Source organism: Amycolatopsis oliviviridis, from assembly GCF_014654365.1.
GTDB lineage: Bacteria > Actinomycetota > Actinomycetes > Mycobacteriales > Pseudonocardiaceae > Amycolatopsis > Amycolatopsis oliviviridis.
In genome coordinates this window covers 849,647-869,005 of record NZ_BNAY01000001.1, presented here as the reverse complement: position 1 = coordinate 869,005, position 19,359 = coordinate 849,647, and the positions used below count along the sequence as shown (strand labels likewise).

The 19,359-nt window shown below is 68.6% G+C and carries 20 protein-coding genes and 1 pseudogene; 14 read left to right on the top strand and 7 right to left on the bottom strand.

Annotation, left to right across the window (positions count from 1 at the left end; translation table 11 throughout):
- Positions 1-50 precede the first annotated feature (50 nt).
- The 3 genes from IE302_RS03600 to IE302_RS03590 are packed head-to-tail and all read left to right on the top strand — an operon-like array spanning position 51 to position 1,779.
- A complete protein-coding gene (locus tag IE302_RS03600) occupies positions 51-416 on the top strand; it encodes a cupredoxin domain-containing protein (RefSeq protein ID WP_191251664.1) in 366 nt (121 codons plus the stop codon).
- The gene (locus IE302_RS03595) at positions 413-1,636 is read left to right on the top strand and encodes a hypothetical protein (protein ID WP_191251662.1); all 1,224 of its coding nucleotides are present in this window, start codon (positions 413-415) and stop codon (positions 1,634-1,636) included. The genes IE302_RS03600 and IE302_RS03595 overlap by 4 nt, the downstream gene beginning before the upstream one ends.
- Complete coding sequence (locus tag IE302_RS03590) at positions 1,633-1,779, top strand: hypothetical protein (protein WP_191251661.1); 147 nt, start codon at positions 1,633-1,635, stop codon at positions 1,777-1,779. Before IE302_RS03595 ends, IE302_RS03590 begins: the two co-directional genes overlap by 4 nt.
- A 4-nt stretch (positions 1,780-1,783) precedes the next feature.
- Here the strand turns inward: IE302_RS03590 and IE302_RS03585 are convergent, their stop codons facing one another.
- Positions 1,784-2,248 carry a hypothetical protein gene (locus IE302_RS03585; protein ID WP_229907569.1) on the bottom strand — a complete coding sequence of 155 codons (465 nt, stop codon included), beginning with the start codon at positions 2,246-2,248 and terminating at the stop codon, positions 1,784-1,786.
- Complete coding sequence (locus tag IE302_RS03580; protein WP_191251659.1) at positions 2,238-2,804, bottom strand: TetR/AcrR family transcriptional regulator; 567 nt, start codon at positions 2,802-2,804, stop codon at positions 2,238-2,240. The genes IE302_RS03585 and IE302_RS03580 overlap by 11 nt, the downstream gene beginning before the upstream one ends.
- Before the next feature lie 91 nt (positions 2,805-2,895).
- Here IE302_RS03580 and IE302_RS03575 point away from each other — a divergent pair, with 91 nt between their 5' ends.
- Both IE302_RS03575 and IE302_RS03570 read left to right on the top strand, forming a co-directional pair.
- Positions 2,896-3,180 (top strand): antibiotic biosynthesis monooxygenase, encoded by a 285-nt coding sequence (locus tag IE302_RS03575; protein ID WP_191251657.1) that lies wholly within the window; start codon positions 2,896-2,898, stop codon positions 3,178-3,180.
- On the top strand, positions 3,177-3,752 hold the full coding sequence (locus IE302_RS03570) for a DUF2867 domain-containing protein (protein ID WP_191251654.1): 576 nt from the start codon (positions 3,177-3,179) through the stop codon (positions 3,750-3,752). Before IE302_RS03575 ends, IE302_RS03570 begins: the two co-directional genes overlap by 4 nt.
- A gap of 478 nt (positions 3,753-4,230) precedes the next feature.
- Here the strand turns inward: IE302_RS03570 and IE302_RS03565 are convergent, their stop codons facing one another.
- Entirely contained in the window at positions 4,231-4,677 is a 447-nt protein-coding gene (locus IE302_RS03565; RefSeq protein WP_191251652.1) for a winged helix-turn-helix transcriptional regulator, read from the bottom strand.
- Between the two features lie 90 nt (positions 4,678-4,767).
- On the opposite strand from IE302_RS03565, the gene IE302_RS03560 reads away from it, so the two are divergent.
- The 4 genes from IE302_RS03560 (at position 4,768) to sigJ (ending at position 9,375) form a co-directional block, all read left to right on the top strand.
- Positions 4,768-5,949: a thiolase family protein gene (locus IE302_RS03560; protein WP_191251651.1), complete on the top strand. Its 1,182-nt coding sequence runs from the start codon at positions 4,768-4,770 to the stop codon at positions 5,947-5,949.
- Positions 5,946-6,980, top strand: coding sequence for a (4Fe-4S)-binding protein (locus tag IE302_RS03555; RefSeq protein WP_191251649.1), 1,035 nt, complete (start codon positions 5,946-5,948; stop codon positions 6,978-6,980). The genes IE302_RS03560 and IE302_RS03555 overlap by 4 nt, the downstream gene beginning before the upstream one ends.
- A 95-nt stretch (positions 6,981-7,075) precedes the next feature.
- Positions 7,076-8,422 carry an FtsX-like permease family protein gene (locus tag IE302_RS03550; RefSeq protein WP_191251647.1) on the top strand — a complete coding sequence of 449 codons (1,347 nt, stop codon included), beginning with the start codon at positions 7,076-7,078 and terminating at the stop codon, positions 8,420-8,422.
- Between the two features lie 65 nt (positions 8,423-8,487).
- Positions 8,488-9,375, top strand: a complete 888-nt coding sequence (gene sigJ, locus IE302_RS03545) for an RNA polymerase sigma factor SigJ (protein ID WP_191251645.1) — start codon at positions 8,488-8,490, stop codon at positions 9,373-9,375.
- A gap of 72 nt (positions 9,376-9,447) precedes the next feature.
- On the opposite strand, the gene IE302_RS03540 is transcribed toward sigJ, so the two are convergent.
- Positions 9,448-10,527 carry a glycoside hydrolase family 5 protein gene (locus IE302_RS03540; protein WP_191251643.1) on the bottom strand — a complete coding sequence of 360 codons (1,080 nt, stop codon included), beginning with the start codon at positions 10,525-10,527 and terminating at the stop codon, positions 9,448-9,450.
- Between the two features lie 177 nt (positions 10,528-10,704).
- Here IE302_RS03540 and IE302_RS03535 point away from each other — a divergent pair, with 177 nt between their 5' ends.
- A complete protein-coding gene (locus tag IE302_RS03535; RefSeq protein WP_308436836.1) occupies positions 10,705-11,457 on the top strand; it encodes a PIG-L deacetylase family protein in 753 nt (250 codons plus the stop codon).
- Here IE302_RS03535 and IE302_RS03530 read toward each other — a convergent pair.
- Entirely contained in the window at positions 11,446-12,033 is a 588-nt protein-coding gene (locus tag IE302_RS03530) for a CGNR zinc finger domain-containing protein (protein ID WP_191251639.1), read from the bottom strand. The genes IE302_RS03535 and IE302_RS03530 overlap by 12 nt on opposite strands.
- Before the next feature lie 535 nt (positions 12,034-12,568).
- On the opposite strand from IE302_RS03530, the gene IE302_RS03525 reads away from it, so the two are divergent.
- A complete protein-coding gene (locus tag IE302_RS03525) occupies positions 12,569-13,141 on the top strand; it encodes a TetR/AcrR family transcriptional regulator (RefSeq protein ID WP_229907568.1) in 573 nt (190 codons plus the stop codon).
- A complete protein-coding gene (locus tag IE302_RS03520; RefSeq protein WP_191251637.1) occupies positions 13,138-14,601 on the top strand; it encodes an MFS transporter in 1,464 nt (487 codons plus the stop codon). Before IE302_RS03525 ends, IE302_RS03520 begins: the two co-directional genes overlap by 4 nt.
- A 34-nt stretch (positions 14,602-14,635) precedes the next feature.
- Here IE302_RS03520 and IE302_RS03515 read toward each other — a convergent pair.
- A pseudogene (locus IE302_RS03515) lies at positions 14,636-15,325 on the bottom strand (LLM class flavin-dependent oxidoreductase); the annotation flags it as partial.
- A 181-nt stretch (positions 15,326-15,506) separates the two neighbouring features.
- On the opposite strand from IE302_RS03515, the gene IE302_RS03510 reads away from it, so the two are divergent.
- On the top strand, positions 15,507-16,772 hold the full coding sequence (locus tag IE302_RS03510) for a family 1 glycosylhydrolase (protein ID WP_191251635.1): 1,266 nt from the start codon (positions 15,507-15,509) through the stop codon (positions 16,770-16,772).
- 9 nt (positions 16,773-16,781) lie between these two features.
- Here IE302_RS03510 and abc-f read toward each other — a convergent pair whose 3' ends face one another.
- Positions 16,782-18,410, bottom strand: coding sequence for a ribosomal protection-like ABC-F family protein (gene abc-f, locus IE302_RS03505; RefSeq protein WP_191251633.1), 1,629 nt, complete (start codon positions 18,408-18,410; stop codon positions 16,782-16,784).
- Between the two features lie 325 nt (positions 18,411-18,735).
- Between abc-f and IE302_RS03500 the strand changes: the two genes are divergently transcribed.
- Positions 18,736-19,332 carry an Rv1733c family protein gene (locus IE302_RS03500; RefSeq protein ID WP_229907567.1) on the top strand — a complete coding sequence of 199 codons (597 nt, stop codon included), beginning with the start codon at positions 18,736-18,738 and terminating at the stop codon, positions 19,330-19,332.
- Positions 19,333-19,359: the final 27 nt, after the last annotated feature.

Genomic DNA, 19,359 nt, shown 5'->3' with positions numbered 1-19,359 from the left:
GGGCACGGTCCCGGACAGGCAAGCCGGGGCGTACGACTTGGAGGACCTCGATGCGGAGGATCAGCGGGATCTGCGGGATCACCGTGGCCGCACTGCTGGCTGTGACCGGCTGTTCGGGATCGAGCGGGTCCGAGCCCGCGCCGACCACCGGCACCAAGACCGTGAAGTTCTCGATCACCGAGGGCAAGCGCACGGCGGGCCCGGAAGAGGTCGCGGTGCGGACCGGCGAGAACGTCGCGCTCGAGGTCACCTCCGACCAGGCGGACGAACTGCACGTCCACGGCTACGACAAGGCCGCCCAGCTGGCTCCCGGCGTTCCGGGAACGGTCTCCTTCACCGCGAACATCGACGGGATCTTCGAGGTGGAACTGCACAAGAGTGGCGCGGCGGTGACCAAGCTCCGGGTGAGCGGATGATCCTGGCGCACGGTCTCGGCGGCCGGTCCGATCTGCCGGTCCCGCTGTGGCTCGCGCTCTACGCCGGAGCGGCGGCCGTCGTGGTGTCCTTCTTCGCACTCACCGTGTTCTGGAAGAAGCCAAGACTCCGTGGCGCCGCCGCCGGCCGCGCGCTTCCCTTGGGCCTGCAACGGTTCGTCGACAGCACGTTCTCTCAGGTCGCGTCGCACGTGGTCGGCGTGGCGCTGTTCGTGGGCTTCCTCGCGATGGCCTGGGCCGGCCCCGGCAGTTCGGCCGACAACCCGGCTCCGGCGTGGTTCTACGTCTGGTTCTGGGTCGGCCTGGTGCCGCTTTCGCTCCTGTTCGGCCCGGTCTGGCGACGGCTGAATCCACTGAGGACGGTCGCGTCCTTGATCCCCTCCCGGCACCGCGAACTCCCGGACCGGCTGGGCTATCTGCCCGCGATCGCCGGCCTCCTGGCGTTTCTGTGGCTGGAACTGGTGTTCCCGCATTCGGACTCGCCGCGAGCGATCGCTTCGTTCTGCACCGTATATGCCGTTATACACATTGCATTTGGCGCGGCCTTCGGTCCGCGCTGGTTCGACCGCGGTGACGCTTTCGAGGTCTACGCACGCTTGGTCGCTGCCCTCTCCCCCTTCGGCAGGCGCGACGACGGGCGTCTCGTGGTCCGGAATCCGCTGGACGGGCTGCTCACCATCTCCCCCGCGCCGTGGCTGACCGCGCTGGTCCTGGTGGTGCTCGGCTCGACGGCGTTCGACGGCCTCACCCGGCTCCCCTTCTGGACGTCACTGGACGCCGGTGTCCTCGGCGGCACCGCGGGGCTCGCGGCCTGTATCGCGCTCACGTACGGCGCCTACGCGGGCGCCATCAGCCTGACCAGGCCGTATCTGCGACGCGGGTTCGACCCGTATCCCGCGTTCGCGCCGTCGCTGATCCCGATCATGGTCGGCTACACCGTCGCGCATTACTTCTCGTTCGCCGTGTTCTCCGGACAGCAGGGCTTCGGCCGCACGATCGACTACACGGTGGTCTCGACCGGCATGATCGCGCTGGTACAGATCGCCGGGATCGTCGCAGGGCACGTGCTGGCCGTAACCTCGGCACATGATCGGTCCGTCGGCGTGCTGCGCGCGAACTACGTCAAGGTGGGTCAGTACCCCATGCTGGCGCTGATGATCGGCTACACCGCGCTCGGGATCGCGCTGGTCTCCGGCTCATGACCATCGCGGCGCGGGTGATGATGATGCACCAGGGTGGCTGGGACGAGATCCTCATCTTCGTCGGTCCCGTGGTGATCATCGGGCTGCTCATCTACGTCGCGCGCAAACAGGTCCCGACGACGCCCGAAGAGGACGAGGACTAGCCCGTCATCCCACCGGGACGAAGTCGTCGCCGGTCCGGGCCGCGGCCAGACCCGGGTGCATGGACGCGCTACCCATGAAGCGTCCCTGGACGACCCGCACGTAGGAACCATCCAGGGGAAAGACGAGCACGAACTTCGCCTTGTCGTTCCCGCGCAGCATGGCTCCCTTCCTCAGATTGTCGAGGAATTCGATGATGTCGCGTTCGATCTCCTCCGCGAACTCACGCTGCTCGTCCTGCGACAGGTCGTACAGATCGGTGTCGATGTCGTAGGTGGCGCGTTTGCCGGTCACGGGATCCAGCGCCTCGAAAGCCAAACCGAGCCGGCGCCGCGGTTCGACGCCCACGACGGCCAGCCAGATCGATCCGCTCAGCTGCCATCTCGGCCCAGCGACCTCCACCTTCCACGTGGTGGTCTCCTGAAGCTCGCGCAGGAAGGCAAGGAGACCGTGGCCCGCGTCAGCTGTCATGACCAGGCATCCCACCAAGGATCAGGCTCCCGGCCAGTTCGGTGACTTCGTCCCGGCTGCGTCCGCCGTGGTCGGCGGCCATGAAGTGCTTGCCGATCAGGAGCGAGAACGCGAGCAGGCAGCGGGCTTCGACCTCGTCCTCGTCGGCGAAGATCTCGCGCATGAGCGAACGCAGGTAGTCCATCCGCTGGTTGTCGACCCGCCGGAGCCTTTCGGCCACCGCCGGCTCGCGCCGGGCCCAGTCCCGGATCGCGAGGTCGATCGGCAGCAGGCGCTCACTGCTGAGCAGACCCGCGCGCCGGATCTTCGCCCTGGCGTCGCCGCCTTCGCGGTCGACGGTCTCGAAAAGCAGATCGGTACTCCGCCGCTCCCAGGCGGAGAGCATTTCCTCCAGCAATGCGTTCCGATCGGGGAAATGGCCGTAGAAGCTGCCTTTGGTGACACCCAGCGCTTTCGCGAGCGCCTCGACACGGACCGCGCCGGGGCCTCCGGCGGCGAGGGCGAGCAGCCCCGCGTCGATCCAGGCGCTCGGCGGGGTGCGGGTTTCGGCGGCCATGTGATCACCGTATCTCCCGTCACTCCCGCACCACGACGTCGATATATACGCTACCGTATAGATGGCGGAGTTCACTGGGAGGAACAACGACATGACTGTCGGATTCGTGGCCACGCACTACCCGCACACCGACCATCACGATGCGTTCGTCGAGCGGGTCCGGCGGGTCGCCGGCGTCCTGCGCTCCACTCCGGGCTGTCTCGCCGCCGAATGCTGGGTGACGGCCGCCGGGGACGCCGTCGTGTCGATCGTGCGCTGGGAATCCGCGGCGGCTCAGGCGGCTTCGATGCAGGCCCTGGGCTCCGCGGACATCGACGTCGCCTTCGACGACCGCGAGGTCCGCCCGCGCGAGATCGTCCAGCTGGTGTCGGCATGAAACTCGCGAACACGGCCCACACCGCGCGTTCCTGGCGGATCCACGAAATCGCCGGGGATTTCGACCTCGAAGACGTCTGGGCCTTGGACACACCCGGGGGACCTGACGATTTCGCCAAGCTGGTGAAGCAGTTCTCGTCGGGCGCCTTTCCGGACGGGGCACCGGTGATCGTCCGCGCCCTGTGGGCGCTGCGCTGGAAACTCGGCGCGCTGTTCCGGCTGGACGACCGCGACTCCGGTCTCGATTCCCGGGTCGGGTCGCTGCGGAACCGGCTGCCCGAAGACCTGCGCGACACCCCGACGGGCCCGAACGAGGACTGGCTCCCGTTCACGCCGCTTTACCGGCTCGACGACGAGTTCGCCGCCGAGATGGCGAACCGGACCATGCACGGCGTCATGCACATCGCGTGGATCGAAGACGAGCCAGGCCGGTATCGCGGTCAGATGGCGGTACTGGTCAAACCCAACGGCGTGTTCGGCCGGGCATACATGGGCTTCATCAAGCCGTTCCGGTACTTGTTCGTCTACCCCGCACTCATGCGGATGATCGCGCGGGAGTGGAAGACCAGCTGAAGCCTTCGTGAGTGGTGAGGCTGGTTCTAACGGACTCGTATTTACCTACCCACTGGTGTGGCTGGCGGTCGAGTGTGGAGGATTGGGGACGTTGAACGTCCGGAATCTTCCCCTGTCATCTCGTCTGCCACCGGTCACGACCGGTACGGCCTTGATCAACGGAGGATCGGGGACGTTGAGTGTCCCCGATCCTCCGTTGATCAAGGTCCGAGACCGGGCGACCCTCGCGCAGGTCAGGCGTGGCTAGGTAAATGCAAGTCCGCTCTAACCGTCCTCGCCACTCACGAGAAAGCGGAGCGCTGGGCGCCTGTCTCGCTGTACATCAAGGCCCCCTTCCTTGAGATAGGCGCAAGGAAGGGGGCCTTCATGTACTTGGCAGGACATGAAGGTCGAGTTCCCTCGCTGGGGTGGAGCATGTGCTGGACGCCGGCGCGGCCGAGCGAGGAAGATTCCGGTCGCCAGACCCGTCCTTAACCACTCACGAGCCGCGAGCGCGCCGACTGCTCCGCACCAGCGTCATGTCCTTCTCCCGCACCGATTCGCGACAGTGCGCGCATACCGTCTCCGGCGCGAGTTCCTCGCCGCACGCGTGGCGCCACACGGTCGGCGGCGCCCCCTCCGTGACGTACCGGTCGCCCCACGCCATGAGGTTCAGCAGCACGTGGTTGAGCGCGCGTCCGGCCTCGGTGAGCACGTACTCGTAGCGCGGCGGATGCTCCTCATAGAGCCGTTTTTCGAGGATTCCCGTTTCGACGAGCTTGCGCAGCCGCGCGGTCAGGATGTCGCGGCTCGCCCCGGTGTTGCGGACGATCTGGTCGAACCGCCGCGCCCCGAAGAACACCTCGCGCAGCGCGAGCAGGCTCCAGCGCTCCCCGATCACCTCCATCGCGTTGGCGATCGAGCAGTCCCTCGGCCCTTCGGTCATGCGACCAGCGTAAACCCAGTGAGTCTTGATTTCCAACCCACTCGGCTGACACAGTGAGTTGGAAATCCCAACTCACCACTGGAGGCAGCCGTGCACGACGCGGTCATCGTCGACGCCGTCCGTACCCCAATCGGGAAGGGCAAGCCCGGCGGAGCCCTGCACGAGGTCCACCCGGTCCAGCTACTCGCCCACACGTTGCGGGCGCTCGTCCAGCGCAACGGACTCGACCCGGCCCTGATCGACGACGTCATCGGCGGCGCGGTCGACCAGGTCGGCGACCAGGCCCAGAACGTCACGCGATGGGCGGCGCTCGCGGCCGGGCTGCCGGAAACCGTGCCCGCCACCACCGTCGACCGGCAGTGCGGGAGCAGTCAGCAGGCCGTCCACTTCGCCGCGCAGGGCGTGATGGCGGGCGCGTACGACGTCGTCATCGCCTGCGGCGTCGAGTCGATGAGCCGCGTCCCGATGTGGTCCAACGTGCTGCCCGGTACCGATCCCCTCGGCCCCGGCGTCGCGGAGCGCTATCCGGAAGGCCTGGTGCCGCAAGGGATCAGCGCCGAGCTCATCGCCGCGAAGTGGTCACTCGGCCGCGAGGCGATGGACGAGTTCGCCGTCTCCTCGCACCGGAAGGCGGCGCGAGCGCACGAACTCGGCCGGTTCGCGAGCCAGATCGTGCCGATCGAGACGCCCTCGGGCCTGGTGTCCACCGACGAGTCCGTTCGCCCGGGTACAAACCTGGAGACACTGGCGAAACTGCGTCCGGCGTTCCAGGATCCCGCGATCTCCGCGCGGTTCCCGCACATCGACTGGTCGGTGACCGCGGGCAACAGCAGCCCGATCAACGACGGCGCTTCGGCCGTGCTGATCACTTCCAGCGAGACCGCGGCCCGGCTGGGCCTCCGTCCTCGCGCCCGCCTGCACAGTTTCGCCGTCACCGGCTCCGACCCGCTCCTCATGCTCACCGGCGTCATCCCGGCGACGGAGAAGGTGCTGCGACGCGCGGGCCTGCGCCTGTCGGACATCGACCTGTTCGAGATCAACGAGGCGTTCGCCAGCGTCGTGCTGGCATGGCAGCAGGAGACGGGCGCCGATCCGGCGAAGATCAACGTCCACGGCGGCGCGATCGCGCTCGGCCATCCGCTCGGCGCGAGCGGAACCCGGCTGATGGGCACCCTGGTCAACGCGTTGCACCACCACGGCGCCCGGTACGGCCTCCAGGCGATGTGCGAAGGCGGCGGCCAGGCCAACGCGACCATCCTGGAGGCGTTGTGACCGACCGGCTCCCCAAGAAGCTCGCGGGCCATCCGTCGGTTCAGGCGGTGCTCGCCAACCCGCGTGACAAACCGTCGCCGGTGATCGACGCGACCTGGCTCAAGGAGATCTGCCTCGCCGCGGGCGCCGACGACGCGGCCGCCGTGTCGCTCGACCATCCGGATCTGGCAGGCGAACGTGAGCACGTCCTGCGCGCGCTGCCCGGCACCAAGACCCTGGTCTCGCTCGTGGTGCGGATGAACCGCGACGACGTCCGCTCCCCCGCCCGCAGCGTGGCCAACCAGGAGTTCCACCGTAGCGGCGAGATCATCAACGAGGCGGGCCACACGATCGTCCGTGCCCTGCAGGACGCCGGCTATCGCGCGATCAACCCGTCGGCGACGTTCCCGATGGAGATGGAGCACTACCCCGGCCGGATCTGGGTGGTCGCGCACAAGACGGTCGCCGTCGCCGCCGGGCTCGGTGCCATGGGACTGCACCGCAACGTGATCCACCCGAAGTTCGGCAACTTCGTGCTCTTGGCGACGTTGCTGGTCGACGCGGAGGTGTCCGAACACGGCGAAGCCCTCGACTACAACCCATGCCTGGAGTGCAAGTTGTGCGTCGCGGCCTGTCCGATCGGGGCGATCTCGAAGACCGGCGAATTCGACTTCCTCGCCTGCTCGACGCACAACTACCGCGAGTTCATGAGCGGCTTCACCGACTGGGCGCAGACCGTGGCCGACAGCGAGGACGCCGCGGACTTCCGGTCCAGGGTGACCGATTCGGAGAACGTGTCGATGTGGCAGAGCCTCGCGTTCAAGCCGAACTACAAGGCCGCGTACTGCATGGCCGTCTGCCCGGCGGGCGAAGACGTGCTCGGGCCCTACCTCGACGACCGTCGAGGCTTTCTCGGGAACGTGGTGAAACCGTTGCAGGACAAGGTGGAGACCCTGTACGTGCGGCCAGGTTCGGCGGCGAAGGCCTACGCCGAACGCCGGTTTCCCCACAAGCCGGTGAAGGAGGTCGACGGCGGGTACCCGAAGCGGTAGGGGCAGCCCTACCGTGAGCCCGGGGGCCTGTCCCATGTCGGAGCGCCTCCCCATCTCCCTAACCTGGCGGCAAACCCCTGGGGAGGGCCGTCCGCATGATCGCGACCAAGCTGGTGTTCTCGTCGCTTCGCCGTCGTACGACAGGGTTCATCGCGAGTTTCGTGGCGTTGTTCTTCGGTGCCACCATCCTGATGACGTTCGCGTCCCTTTTGGACACCCGCGCGGGCGCGGGGCCGGAAGCCGCGAAGACCCTGCTGATCATGGCGTGCGTCGTCGGCGGCTGGGGTCTGGTGATCGTCCTGTTCGCGACACTTTCGACGCTGTCCCTGCTGATCCGGCAGCGCGCTCCGGAACTGGCACTGCTCAAGAGTGCCGGCGCGACGCCGTCGCAGATCGGCCGGATGATCGTCGGCGAGGCGACGGCTGTAGCCGTCGTCGCCTCGGCGGCTGCTGTCGCGCCGTCGGTCTTCGCCGGCCGGTGGCTCGTCGGGCTGCTCGGCGACACGGGGCGCGTTCCGGCCGGGTTGGAAGCGCGGTTCGGCCCGATCGCGGTCTCGCTGGGCACCGGCATCACGCTGCTGGCGGCGGTGATCGCCGCGGCCGTCGCCGCACGCCGGGTGACCAGGCGCGGGGTGGTGGAGGCGATACGCGAGGCGAGTGTGGACACCACGCCGACCGGCCGGATCCGGGTGATCGGCGCGGTGATCGTGCTGGCGTCCGGCCTCGGCTGCGGCGTGGTGACGATGACCGTGTTCACCGGGACCGAGCCCGCGCTGATGGCGATCGGCGGACAGGGCGCGATCCTCGCCGCGATCGGTTTCGCGCTCCTCTCCCCCGTATCGCTCGGCCCGATCGCCGCCGTGCTGGCCGCCCCGCTGCGACGAGCGGGCGTCAGCGGCCACCTCACCGCGGCGCACCTTCGCGTCCGGAGCCGTCAGCTCGCCGGCGTGCTCGTGCCGGTCATCCTCTTCACCGGGATCGCGACCGGCACGCTGTCCATGCAGGCCATCGAGAACGCGGCCGGTACCGCGCCGGCGGAGATCGCGAGCAGCCTCGAAACGCTCAATTACGTCGTCGTCGGGATGATCGCGTTGTTCGCCGCGGTGATGCTGGTCAACACCGTCGTGGCCGCGATCGTCGAACGCCGCCGGGAATTCGGCCAGCAGCGACTCGTCGGGGCGACACCCTCGCAGGTCTTGCGGCTGGTCGGCACCGAAGGCACCGTCCTGGTGGCGGTCGGCGTCGTGTTCGGCTCGCTCGCGGCGGCCGTCACCGTCATCCCCTACAGCGTCGCCAGGACCGGCGAGATCGTGCCGGAGCAGGCGCTCGGGTTCCACCTCGCCGTCGTTGGCGTCGCGGTGGCGCTGACCCTCGGTTCACATCTGGGCGCGGCGGCGAAGGCCCTGCGCACCCCGGCCATCCAAGCGGGCACCCGCGGCTGAAGGCCTGTCACATCTTCGCTCCCCCACACGTCAGGGATACGACTGATCGATGAAGGATGGGGACCGTGGACGAACACGACTGGCTGGCGCGGCGCTTCGAAGGGCACCGGACGCACCTGAGGGCGGTGGCGTACCGGATGCTCGGTTCGCTCAGCGAGGCGGACGACGCCGTGCAGGAGACTTGGCTGCGGCTGAGCCGGTCGGACGCCGACGACGTGGACAATCTCGGCGGCTGGCTGACCACCGTCGTCGGCCGGATCTGCCTCGACATGCTGCGCTCGCGCAAGTCGAGGCGAGAGGATCCGGTCGGCGCGCAGCTCCCCGACCCGATCATCGGCCGCGAGGACGGAATCGACCCGGAGCACCAGGCGCTGCTCGCGGATTCGGTCGGACTGGCGCTCCTGGTCGTGCTCGACACGCTGGACCCCGCCGAGCGGCTCGCGTTCGTGCTGCACGACATGTTCGCCCTGCCGTTCGACGAGATCGCGCCGATCGTGGGCCGGTCCTCCGCGGCGACCCGGCAGCTCGCCAGCCGCGCCCGCCGTCGTCTGCAGGGCTCGCCGACCGTCCCGGACGCGGACCTGAGCCGTCAGCGAGAGGTCGTCGACGCGTTCTTCGCCGCCGCGAGGGACGGCGACTTCGACGCGCTGGTCTCGGTGCTCGATCCGGACGTCATCCTCCGCTCCGAGGGCGGCGTGGCTCCGGCCGGGACTTCGCGCTTCGTGCGCGGAGCGGCCGCTGTCGCGAGCCAGGCGCTCATGTTCCGGTCGGCGGGTACCGGCGGGGTGCCGCGTCCCGCGCTGGTCAACGGCGCGGCGGGGATGGTCGTCACCCACGACGGCGTCCCGACGACGGTCTTCGCCTTCACCGTGGTGGACGGGAAGATCGCCGCCATCGAGATCCTGGCGGACCCGGACCGGCTCGCCGCTCTCGATTTCGAAGCCCTCGGCTGAAGTGTCATGAAAGGGCCTTTCAGGACGTTTTTCGTCCTGAAAGGCCCTTTCATGACATGCGCGCTGCCGGGATCAGGAGGTCGGGAAGTTGTCCGCGGTGCGGATGCGGTCCCGGATCCAGACACCGGCGGGCTTCAGCGGCCCTGTACCGGTGAACGAACTGCCCGCGCAGGTGCCCGGCTTGAACACCGCACCCGAACGGTTGTCGTCGGAGAAGTTCCAGTTGGTCCAGCTGATCTTCTTCGACGCCAAGAAGTCCAGGTACTTCTGGGAGTTGGTGAAGTCGTTTCCGCCGTCACCGCTGGCGGTCTGGGTGCCGAACTCGGTCACGAACAGCGGGATCTTGCTCGCGGCCCGGGTCAGCGCGTTGAAGTACTCGGTTTTGTGCGACGCCGCGTAGAAGTGGAACGTGTACATGAAGTTGGTGGCACGCACCGGGTTGTTGATGATGTCGGTCTCGTTGCGGCCGTCGGAGATGCCGAGCGAGCCCCAGCCGTGGGTGCCGACGAGCACGACGCCGTCGGAGTCCTGGGCGCGGATGACCGGGATCATCTGCTCCGCGTAGCTGCGGACGCGGTCCCAGCTGACGTTGTTGGGCTCGTTGGCGATGTCGTAGATGATGTTGGTCTTGTCCTTGTGCCGCTGGGCGATCTCGGTGAAGAACGTCTTGGCGCGGCTGAGGTTCGCGTTCGGGTCGCCCGGGGTCAGCTGGTGCCAGTCGACCAGCGCGTACATCCCGCGTTTGGTGGCTTCCTCGATGTACCCGTGCACCATGTCGGTGAACTTGCGCGGGTTGGTCTCGTAGCCCCCTTCCTGGATGTACATCGAGATCCGGAGGACATCGGCCTTCCAGTCGTTGGCCAGCGCGTCGAGCGAAGCGGTCTTCACGCATTGGCTGTACCACTGGATTCCGTGGGTGCTCATGCCACGGAGCTGGATCGGTTTGCCCGCGGAGTTGCAGAGCTGGAGCCCGCAGACCTTCAGCTGTCCGTTGACCGCCGCCGGACTGCCCGGCGGCAGCGCGGCGGCTGCCTGCGTTGCGGGTTCTGCCGCGGTCTCGGCGGCCGTCGAGGTGCTCGCGGCGGCGACCGGGGCCAGCAGTCCGGCGGCCAGTGCGGCCGTCACCCGGAGACGGATCTTGTCCCAACGCATTCGGCTTCTCCTCTCGCGTCGGCGGCACCGGCGTTGGCGCGCCGACGGTCAGGGCGGCGGGATTAAATAGGAAACTTTCCTTACTATTGGAAAGTAAAGGAGAGATTACCCACGGGATCGACGGACGGTCAAGACTTGACCACCGACTGTTTCAGCCACCTCGTGCATGCTCGGGGCGTGACGACGATCGTGGCCTTCCACGCGCACCCCGACGACGAAGCGCTGCTCACCGGCGGGACCCTCGCCCGCGCCGCGGCGGACGGGCACCGTGTCGTCCTGGTGACCGCCACGATCGGCATGAAGGGCGTGGACCCGTCGCGCTGTGCCGAACTGGAGGCGAGCGCGAAGGTGCTGGGCGTCGAGCGGGTCGTCCACCTCGGATACGCCGGCAGCGGTCACGGCGCGATCCTCTATCCGGACCCGCCGGGCTGGGTCCGCTTCGTCCGCGCGAGCACCGACGAAGCGGCCGCGCGCCTCGTCGCGATCCTGCGCGAGGAGCGGGCGTCGGTTCTGCTGAGCTACGACCGCAACGGCGGGTACGGCCACCGCGACCACGTCAAAGTGCACGAAGTCGGCAAGCGAGCGGCCGAACTCGCCGGCGACGTCCGGCTGCTGGAAGCCACCATCCCCCGTGACGCCGTCGCGCGGCTGGTGCGGCTCGTGCGCCTCGCGCGGATCCCGTTCCGCTACGACGTCGACGCGCTCCTCCGCGCCTACAGTGCCCGCGCCGAGATCACCCACGCCTTCGACATCCGGCGTTTCGCACGCCAGAAGCAGGCCGCGATCGCCGCTCATTCCTCTCAGGTGAAGGGAAACGGCAGGCTCGCGCCACTGATGCGCGTCGTGACCAGGCTCCCCGCACCTCTCTTCGGTCTCGTGTTCAACCGCGAGTGGTTCATCGACGCGACACCGCGCGGCTCACGAACCTGACCGGCGGGCCCGGTACGCGGCGGCCTTCACGCGGTTTTGGCAAGCCAGACCACAGAATCGCTTGATCTGCGCCTGGCTCGCGTCGAGATACACCTGGTCGCAGCGCGGCGCCGCGCACAACCCGACGCGATGCGGGATGTGATCACCGAGCGCCGCGGCCACCGACACCGCCAGCCCGGCCGCCCACTGCTGCACGAAATCGGCGTCGGGACTGTGGAAATGCAAGTGCCACGACTGTTCTCCGTGCCGGTGCAGGTACGGACGGGCCTTGCTGTCGACGAGCATCCGGTTGAGCAACCCGGCCGCCTTGTCGTGCTCCCGACGGGACAGCGACTCGATGATCTCCCGCAGCCGCGACGCCACGGTTCGGAGCCTTTCCGCCACCGGGAGATCCACCTGACCGTCCACCGGTCCGAGCGCCTCGGCGGCCGCGCGGACCAGTTCATGGCCGCCGAGCACGGGCTTCAGCCTGCCGTGGACGTGCTGCCCGGTCAGGGCGTTGATCAGCGCGACCCCCGTTGCGAGGTGCATCGCGTGGTGCCCGTCGAGTCTTGCCCCCTCCGGCTCGTCAGCCATCCTTCCCCTCTCCCCCGACGTCACTGGTTCGCAGGACGCCTTCGGTGACGCTACCAAAGGCCCGCGACGCCGCAAGGGTGGTGAAGTCGTTCGGAGCAGCGGAATCCCGCTAAGGGCGCAAAGTTCGTCCACTGTGGACAATGACGCCTGCGGACGGACCTGCCGCGGGTCTTGCGGTCCGCAGGGCGACCGGCGAGGGCAAGCGAGCGTCGGTCGAGGTGCTTGCCCGCCTGCTGTACATGAAGGGTGCGAAGGTCGAGTTTCCTTCGCTGAGCCGCGTGAAGGGGGCCTTCACGCGCGCCCGCTGTGACTGCTGGTGCAGATGGGGCGAACGTGGCGATCGTCGATTCCGTGAAGGCCTCCGTGAGGGACCCAGAGTCCCTCACGGAGGCCTTCACGGACCAGACCTGCGACCGACCGCAGCCAGGATCCAGCAGGTACCTGAAATCCATCCGGCACCGCCACCCACCCGCCCGCCACGGAGGTAGATCCACGTCACCTTTATTTAGTAGTTAGTAACCAGTAACTTAAGACCATGGCCGGACGGATGAGCGGAACCGAACGACGAGCCCAGGTGCTGACCATCGCGGCGAAGGAGTTCGCCGATCACGGGTTGCACGGGGCGTCGACAGAGGCGATCGCGCGGGAAGCGGGGATCACGCAGGCCTACATCTTCAGGATGTTCGGGACGAAGAAGGCCCTGTTCCTCGAACTCGTCCAGGCGGCGTTCGAAGCCGTCAGCGAAGGGATGCGAGAAGCGGGCGGCGACAAGCACGGACTGGACGCGCTCTCGGCGATGGGCGCCCGGTACTTCGACCAGCTCGCCGACCGGACCGGGTTGTTGCTGCAGCTGCAGGGCTTCGCCGCGTGCGGAGACCCGGAGGTCCGGGACGTGGTCCGAGGGTGTTTCGCGCGGATGTGGGACACGACCGAGGATGGCACCGGGCTCGAACCGGTGTCCGTCAAGGCGTTCCTCGCCTTCGGGATGCTGCTGAACGCCGGGGCCGCGATGGACGTCGGGCAGGTCGACGCACGGTGGGCGGACGGCGTCCGCACCAGGATCCAGGCGGGACTGTTCGCGCACATCACGAGCGAGACGAACCGATGAGCGCCCGGCGGGACGGACGGCTGAGCGCCGCGCTGGTGTGCACGGCGCTGTCGGCCGCGGTGGTCGGCAGTGTCGGGGCGCCCCTCATCACCCCGGTCGCCACCGGCATGCACGTATCCCTCGGCGCCGCGCAATGGACGCTGACCATCACCTTGTTCGCCGGCGCGATCGCGGGCCCGGTTCTCGGGCGGCTCGGCAGCGGCCCCTATCGCCGAATCACGATCCTCACCGCCCTCGCCCTGGTCGCGGTCGGCGGTCTGTTGACGGTTCTCCCGCTTCCGTTCGCGGCGTTGCTGATCGGACGCGGTCTGCAGGGTCTCGCCGTGGCCGTGGGTGCGCTGCTGATGAGCGTCGCCCGCGCTCACCTGCCACCGGAACGATCGACATCGACGATCGCCCTGCTGTCCGTCGCGTCGACGGTGGGCATCGGGGTCGGCTATCCGGTGATCAGCCTTCTCGACCAGATCGCAGGGCTGCGCGCCGCCTATGGACTCGGCTTCGTGTTGTCCACCGCCGGACTGGCGATCGCGTGGCGCGCGCTGCCCGCCGAGGAGCCCGGCGAGCGCCCTCGGATCGACGTCCTCGGTGCGCTTCTCCTCGCTCTCGGGACGCTCGGCCTTCTCCTGGTCATCGCCCAGCCTTCGATCTGGGAAACCACCTGGCTGGCCGGTGGCGTCCTCGCCGGTTCTGTCGCGATCCTCGCCGTCTGGGCGATCATCGAACTACGCGCCTCGGCACCGCTGGTGAACCTGCGGCTGCTGCGCCAAGGGCATCTCCTGCGCGCGAACGTGGCGATCCTCATCGCCGGGCTGGGCCTGTATCTGCTGTTCAGCCTGCTCACCCGCTACGTGCAGACTCCCGGCGGCGCCCCGTACGGATTCGCGCTCCCCGGCGTCGCAGCCGGTGCGGCACTGATTCCGTTCTCGCTGCTCGGATTCGTCGCGGGGAAGTCGATGCCGCGCCTCGTCGCGCGTATCACCGAGCGGTGGACTTACGCGCTGTCGGCCGGGATCGCCATCGCCGGCGCGCTGCTGTTCGTCGTCGCCGGCACCTCGCTCCTGGCCGTGCTCACAGCGATCGGGCTGCTCGGCTTCGCCGTCGGCGGCATCTTCGCCTTGATGCCCAAGCTCGTCCTGGCCGGTGTGCCTCAAGACGAGACCGCCAGCGTGCTCTCGATCAACCAGATCATCCGGAGCATCGGTTTCAGCCTCGGCAGCGCGCTCGCCGGTTCCCTGCTCGCCGCCGCGACCCCGAGCGGAAGCCTGCTCCCCGACCGAAGCGGCTACCTCACCGCCGCGCTCTGGGCGTTGCCCCCGCTCGTGGCCAGCGCGCTCATCGTCACCACCGCGGCGGGCCGGCGTCCACGATCTTCTGCGAAAGCTCCAGCGGATCGAGATGCATCAGCGACTCCATCCACCACGTCATCCCGGCCTGCCCCAGCGCGGGCAGATCGACCTTGATCGGCTCTTCCCACGCGGGACTCGCGTTCCCGGCGACCGCGACGTCGAAGGGACGGCCCGGTTCCAGCCCGGCGAGGCCGAGCGCGCGATGGGTATCGGCGATCTCTTCGGCGGTCGGCGTGTGATCCTCCGGGTTCGGGAAGATCCCGTCGCACAACGCCGCTCGCCGGACCACGCGCGGGTTGTCGGTGGAGCTGGCCACCCAGATCGGGATCGGGAACGGCTCGGGCGGGGCTTCGGCGAGCGCGACCTGATAGTGCGCGCCGTCGTGGTCGAACCGCTTGCCGGACCAGATCGCACGGATGACGTCGAGGCCTTCGTCGAACATCGCCGATCGGGTCAGCAGGTCGGTCTGCTCACCGAACCGGCTGAAGTCACCGGATTCGTCGGAGCCGAGCCCGGTGCCGAGGATCAGCCGCCCGCCGGAGAGCCTGCTGACCGTCGACGCGTGCCGGGCGACCACCCACGGTCGGCGCCGGGCGGGCGGCGTGATCATCGGCCCGAACAGCAATCGGCTGGTGGCGTGCGCGATGGCGCCGAGCGTCGTCCATGGGTCCGCGATGGGCATCGTGTCCGCGACCACGTGATCCCACAGGAAAAAGCCGTCCCAGCCCGCGGCCTCGGCACGCACGGCGAGGTCGACGAGCACCCCGGGCTCACCGAACGGGCCGAAAGGCGGCAGATAGACGGCGTGGCGGACCGTGCTGCCGGTCAAGTCGATCATCTCCCCAACGTCATCGTCGAAGTCCCCGGACGGCCGCTTGTTTACGCCGTTCACTCACGTTAGCGTCCGGAAGATGGCGGACACCGGTGAACGATCGTCGAAGTGGCCGGAGCATCGGGGAAGATTACGCCGGGGAGCCGGTCTGCTTCTCGCCGTCTCACTATGCGCGACACTTTCGGCCGTGAACGCGTCCGCATCGCAGGACGACGGCTGGTCCCGGGACTTCTACTGGGGCGTGGCGTCGTCGGGTTACCAGTCCGAAGGCAGCGCCCCGGACAGCAATTGGAAGCGGTTCGTGGACCGCTCCGCGGGCAAGGACGGCGTCGACGAGTACCGGGATTCCGTCGATTTCCGGCACCGCTACGCCGACGACATCCGTCTCGCGGCCGGGCTCGGCGTCAACACCTACCGCTTCGGCGTCGAGTGGGCTCGCGTCGAACCCTCGCCCGGCCGGTGGGACGAGACCGAGCTGGCCTTCTACGACGACGTGCTCCGGCAGGTCCGGGCCGCGGGCATGACCCCGATGATCACGCTCAACCACTGGGTCTACCCGGGCTGGGCGCTCGATCAGGGTGGCTGGGCCGAAGGACGGACGGCCGACGCGTGGCTGGAGTTCAGCCGGAAGATCGTCCAGCGCTACGCCGGACAGGACGTCCTCTGGGTGACGTTCAACGAACCGCTCGTCTTCCTCCAGAACGAACAGAAGGTCGGCGCGCTGAGCGCGACGCGGTATTTCGCGGCGCAGTCCAACGTCGTCCAGGCGCACCGGCGGGCCTACGACCTGATCCACGAACTCGATCCGACCTCCAAGGTCACCAGCAACCAGGCCTACATCACCGGGGTCAACGGGATGGCCGACTGGTTCTTCCTCGACCAGGTCAAGGACAAGCTCGACTTCATCGGCATCGATTACTACTACGGACTCAGCATCGACAACTGGACGGTGTTCGCCGCCGCGTCGGACAAGTTCTGGGACGTCAAGCTCCAGCCCGAGGGCATCTACTACGCGCTGCGCAGCTATCACAACCGGTTCCCGCGCCTGCCGCTCTACATCGTCGAGAACGGCATGGCGACCGACAACGGGAAACCGCGGGACGCGGACTACTCCCGCGGTGACCACGTGCGCGACACCGTGTACTGGCTCCAGCGGGCGAAAGCCGACGGGATGAACCTCATCGGCTACAACTACTGGAGCCTCACCGACAACTACGAATGGGGCAGCTACCGCGCCCGGTTCGGACTGTACACAGTGGACGCCTTGACCGACCCCGCGCTGAACCGGCGCCCCACGGACGCCGTCCCCGCCTACCGGGAACTGGTCGGCGCGGGTGGCGTACCGCAGGGCTTCCGGCTCAAGCGCGGGCCCGGGACCTGCTCTCTCGTCGACGGGCTGAACAGTTGCCTCAACCCGGCGAAGGTGAACGGGCCCCTGGCACCGTTGAAGTGACCGTCCACATCAGACGGCCATCGGTTCGCGCACGAGTTCGAGCCGCCTGCCTTCGAAGGTCCGCCGCATCCTCCGGTCATGGGTGACGATCACGAGCGCGCCGGAGTACTCCGCGAGCGCCTGCTCCATCTCCTCCACGAGATCCGGGGCGAGGTGGTTGGTCGGCTCGTCGAGCAGCAACAGGTCGGACCCGGCCGTCACCAGCCTGGCCAGTTCCAGCCTGCGGCGCTGCCCGACCGACAGCTCCCGGACCGGCTTGCGCAGATCCGGCGCCCGGAACAGACCCAGTGACAGCAACCGCTGGGCGGCCTCCTCCTCGTCGTCGTCTCCGGCGAACACGGTGAGGACGGTCCGGGCATCGACGGCGAGCCCGCCGTTCTGGTGCAGGAACCCGATCCGGCCCGTCCGCTCAGCCGACCCGGTCGACGGCGCCAGCTCACCGGCGAGCACTCGCATCAGGGTCGTCTTGCCCGCCCCGTTGGGACCGGTCACGAGCACCCGCTCGCCGGGCAGCACGCTGAGCGATGTCCGAGGCAGGCGGCCGTCCACCGACACGCCGTCCACCTTGACCACGTACCGATCGGCCTCCGCCTTCCCCGCCGCGATCCGCCCGGTGAACCGAAGTGGCTGCGGCGGGGGCGGGACCGGGTCCGCTTCGAGTCGTTGGATCCGCTCGCGAGCCGACCGGATCCGGCTCATCGCCCCGTGCGCCCGTGAGCGAGCCCGGAACGCGCCCGCCCCGCTGAACGCCGCCGGGGCCTTGCGCGGGATCGCCGAGAACCGGTCGATGTTGACGTCCGCCATCCGTTCGTAACGGGACTTCTCCAGCCGCCACTCCTCGTACTCGCGGACCCACCTGGCCCGGGCGGCCTCCTTCGCCGCGAGGTAGCCCGCGTAGCCGTTGCCGTGCCGGTGCACGGTCCGGCGGTCGGCGTCGACCTCGAGGATCGTGGTGGTGACCCGGCTGAGGAACATCCGGTCGTGGGTGATCGCGACCAGCCTGCCGCGATGCCCGCGGAGGTGGTTCTCCAGCCAGGCCACGGCTTCGTCGTCGAGATCGTTGGTCGGCTCGTCCAGCAACAGCAGTTCGGGTGACGAGGCCAAAGTGGCCGCGAGCGCCAGCCGGGACCGCTGCCCGCCGGACAGGGTGCCCAGCGCGCGACCGCGATCGAGGCCGGGCTGCCCGAGGCCGTGCAGTGCGACCTCCACCCTGGCGTCGGCCTCGTAACCGCCGCGGGCCTCGTAGGCGGTCATGAGGTCGCCGTACGCGGCCAGTTCTTCGGCGTTCTCCAGCGATTTCTCGGCCGCCCGCAACCGGGATTCCAGGTCCCGGATGTCGGCCAGCGCGAGGTCGATCGCTTCCCCGACCGTGGCGGTGTCGGGCAGCTCCAGGGTCTGCGGGAGATAGCCGACGCCGCCGGGTGCGGTGACGGTCACCGTGCCGTTGTCGGCCCGGTCGCGGCCGGCGATCAGCCGCAGCAGGGTGGACTTGCCCGAGCCGTTGTCGCCGATCACGCCCGCCTTCTCCCCCGGTTTGGCGGTGAAGGAGACCTGGTCGAGCACGACCTGGTCGTCGAAACGTTTGGTGACACCGGAGAGCACGAGTTGTGTTCCGGGATTTCGATGCGGGGTACGCATAGGGGCGTCCTCCTGATTCTCGGCACGGCCGATCGCGATCGGGCAGGAAGGTCCGCATGCGGCGAAGAAAGAAAGAGCGCACGCGGAAGGACGCGGCCCGGCGGAGCGAAGGCTCTACGCCAGGGCCGCGTCGAAGGCGAGAATCACAGAGTGAAGAAAATCCCCATGCCGGAGACGGTAGCGGGAGGACGCGGCCGGGTAAAACGAATTAAAGGTTGTGTACGGGTTCACAGAGTGGTCTGTGTCCCCATACCGCGACAACGACGCCCCAGTGACCGAGAATCGACAGTGGAGGTTTTCGCGGTCTGAGGGAATGGGGTTCCTCGTGCACGGGTCCAGCGGTCCGATCGCCCGGTTCCGGCGACGGCTCTTCCCGGGTCACAACTCGCTGGCCCGCGGCTCGGACCGGTTCGAAGCCCTCCTCCTCAAACTCGTCATCCTCGCGGCGCTCCTCGCCATCCCCGTCGCGGCCGCCGTCGGATCGGCCAACCACGGCAGGCAGGTGGCCGCGGCCGCCACCGACGCGGCCGGGCGGCACGCCACCACCGCGTACCTGCTCAAGGCCGCCCCAGTCCGTATCGTCGACAGCGAGAGCGTCGGGACCGACGACTCGGCCACCGAGGCGACCTGGACCGACTCACGCGGCGCCCGGCACACCGGCGGCGTCTTCGCGACACCGGGCAGCCCCGCCGGATCGCCCGTGCCGATCTGGGTCGACGCCCGCGGTGAACTCACCGCCGCCCCGAGGACGGCGTCGACGGCGGTGTTCGATTCCGTGCTCGTCGGTCTCTGGCTCTGGTTCGCGGTGGTCGCCGCGCTCGTCCTGCTCCAGCGGGTCGTCCGGCTGGTGCTGGACCGGCACCGGGCCGCGGCTTGGGAGCGTGCCTGGGCGGTCTATCCGCGGTCCGGTTCCTGGCCCTGATCCCGGGAGCGAGGACAAAGGGCCTCG

Bases quoted from the DNA above. Each gene is read 5' to 3' on its own strand.
- IE302_RS03600 (WP_191251664.1), top strand. From the start codon at position 51: ATGCGGAGGATCAGCGGGATCTGCGGGATCACCGTGGCCGCACTGCTG.
- IE302_RS03595 (WP_191251662.1), top strand. From the start codon at position 413: ATGATCCTGGCGCACGGTCTCGGCGGCCGGTCCGATCTGCCGGTCCCG.
- IE302_RS03590 (WP_191251661.1), top strand. From the start codon at position 1,633: ATGACCATCGCGGCGCGGGTGATGATGATGCACCAGGGTGGCTGGGAC.
- IE302_RS03585 (WP_229907569.1), bottom strand. From the start codon at position 2,248: ATGACAGCTGACGCGGGCCACGGTCTCCTTGCCTTCCTGCGCGAGCTT.
- IE302_RS03580 (WP_191251659.1), bottom strand. From the start codon at position 2,804: ATGGCCGCCGAAACCCGCACCCCGCCGAGCGCCTGGATCGACGCGGGG.
- IE302_RS03575 (WP_191251657.1), top strand. From the start codon at position 2,896: ATGACTGTCGGATTCGTGGCCACGCACTACCCGCACACCGACCATCAC.
- IE302_RS03570 (WP_191251654.1), top strand. From the start codon at position 3,177: ATGAAACTCGCGAACACGGCCCACACCGCGCGTTCCTGGCGGATCCAC.
- IE302_RS03565 (WP_191251652.1), bottom strand. From the start codon at position 4,677: ATGACCGAAGGGCCGAGGGACTGCTCGATCGCCAACGCGATGGAGGTG.
- IE302_RS03550 (WP_191251647.1), top strand. From the start codon at position 7,076: ATGATCGCGACCAAGCTGGTGTTCTCGTCGCTTCGCCGTCGTACGACA.
- IE302_RS03540 (WP_191251643.1), bottom strand. From the start codon at position 10,527: ATGCGTTGGGACAAGATCCGTCTCCGGGTGACGGCCGCACTGGCCGCC.
- IE302_RS03530 (WP_191251639.1), bottom strand. From the start codon at position 12,033: ATGGCTGACGAGCCGGAGGGGGCAAGACTCGACGGGCACCACGCGATG.
- IE302_RS03525 (WP_229907568.1), top strand. From the start codon at position 12,569: ATGGCCGGACGGATGAGCGGAACCGAACGACGAGCCCAGGTGCTGACC.
- IE302_RS03520 (WP_191251637.1), top strand. From the start codon at position 13,138: ATGAGCGCCCGGCGGGACGGACGGCTGAGCGCCGCGCTGGTGTGCACG.
- abc-f (WP_191251633.1), bottom strand. From the start codon at position 18,410: ATGCGTACCCCGCATCGAAATCCCGGAACACAACTCGTGCTCTCCGGT.